Raw genomic sequence first — 1,701 nt, 5'->3', positions numbered from 1 at the left:
CCTAAACATTTAAAAATGTATGCTTAACTCGCCCCATTATTGCCCCAAACTTGCCCCACTTATCAACTAACTTGAATTAGACTGAATGCAATCTGTCAGTTTCTTTATCTCTATGTGACTAGGTTTGACAGGTTGCCCTAAATCGGTTCTGTCCCATTGTGTGTTTCGAATAGTTGGCAAAACACCCAAGAAATGAATCAATAGAGGCCTCAAAATACCAATCGGTAATCTTCTTTTTAAAAATTAAGGCAAACAATATTCGCTTGGAAAGATATGTTTAAGGCATTGGTGAAACTTACCGTTCTCACGCTTGTATCTGCGTACTCCAAAACGAAATTGTCAGCGCCTTCACAGTACTTCGACGCGTGAAGCTTTACAGACTTAACTAAATTTTCTACGGCTGGTGCCACTTGGCGGTGTTGTTTATTGCTGTTGGGGACAGGGATAATAGAGGTTTGGGTAATATATTTAGCCTTTACGGCATTCCCCTTTATAAAGGAGTGATCCGCCAGACTTCCTCTGATTATGTGTGAATCAGTTGCTTTCATGTCTGCGTCAAAACTTTCCTCGTCAAACTGAGCAAACGCTGCACTTGAAAAGAGAACCAAAAGTCCAATTACTTGTTTCATTTTTAATCTATCCTTATTGAACAAAATCAAATACAGGGTCAAACTATAGACGCTATTCTATACAGCAAAGTAATGAGAAGTTGATGGAACTCTTTGCTAGTTGCTCTCCCATTAGCGCGAGTTTATTTCAAGGTGTACCTGAATTATTTCTTGTCATTGCTGTATTCACAAAAAAACGAATGTTTTTACAACTGAAGTTCATCACCTTGAAGTAGTGGCTCAATTGCTTTTAAACACAGTTCCATATTCGAGTGGTAAACCTTCCTAACATCAGTAACTCCTTTATATAGAGAGTAAGTCACTGAAGTGCTACCATCATTTGAAGAGTAAACACTAATCCAAAATGTTTTATCAATAGCTTCACCTTCTGGATTTTCAGGAAACATCCATACGTAAGAAACCCTGCTTTTCTCAAGCTTCTTAAGGTCTAAGTCATTAGCATATTGGTACAAAAAGAATACTAATGGAGCTTTTTGAGCTTTCACAACTAAAGTCGGCTCTCCAAATCTGTCTTTTATTAATGGAACCACTTTGTCTGAAGAAGCTAGATACTTGAGTTTTGCTTTTACTCCGATAACTTTTAGTGTTTCTAAAACGTAATAAACATACAGTTGACCTTCATTTCCTGGATTAATGTAAGTCACGTAATAGGGAGGGCTTTGATAAGGAATATCCATGTCCATGTTGTTAAAGCTTGAACCTGTTATTTTCGCGGTCAAACCATTAGATATTGCCATAACATCGTTTCTGTGATCCGCGGGTACTCGTTCCTTTACCTTATTGAAGCAGTGATTTCGGTTAGTTGCAGCAAATGCAGGCTTTGCACGCTCACTTGAAGTCAAGTACTTTGGAGGAAGCATTTTACCGAGAGCTATATCTCCCACAGCGAAATTTTCTATGCTATTGCCCGTTATTTTGAAGTCAGAAGCTGATGATACTGTTGAAACAAATAATAACCCTGCTGTTAACAAGTAGTTTTTCATATTCAAGTCCCTTTGAGTATTCTGCTCAAAGTACTAGTTTAGACCACGTAAATGAGAGTTCCATTGCAAATGCTCTCGACTTTGGGAAA

Annotated in this window: 2 protein-coding genes; both read right to left on the bottom strand. The window is 38.0% G+C overall.

Annotation, left to right across the window (positions count from 1 at the left end; all coding sequences use genetic code 11):
• Positions 1 to 236 precede the first annotated feature (236 nt).
• Entirely contained in the window at positions 237 to 629 is a 393-nt protein-coding gene (locus IQR33_RS21250; RefSeq protein WP_193844027.1) for a hypothetical protein, read from the bottom strand.
• A 185-nt stretch (positions 630 to 814) separates the two neighbouring features.
• Positions 815 to 1,612 (bottom strand): hypothetical protein, encoded by a 798-nt coding sequence (locus tag IQR33_RS21245; RefSeq protein WP_193844026.1) that lies wholly within the window; start codon positions 1,610 to 1,612, stop codon positions 815 to 817.
• Positions 1,613 to 1,701: the final 89 nt, after the last annotated feature.

The organism is Vibrio sp. OPT46 (assembly GCF_015163535.1).
Lineage (GTDB): Bacteria > Pseudomonadota > Gammaproteobacteria > Enterobacterales > Vibrionaceae > Vibrio > Vibrio alginolyticus.
The sequence above is the reverse complement of the archived record's forward strand: the minus strand, read 5'-3'. Positions and strand labels throughout refer to the sequence as shown.

Excerpts from the sequence above, each read along its gene's own strand:
- IQR33_RS21250 (WP_193844027.1), bottom strand. The coding sequence starts at position 629 with ATGAAACAAGTAATTGGACTTTTGGTTCTCTTTTCAAGTGCAGCGTTT.
- IQR33_RS21245 (WP_193844026.1), bottom strand. The coding sequence starts at position 1,612 with ATGAAAAACTACTTGTTAACAGCAGGGTTATTATTTGTTTCAACAGTA.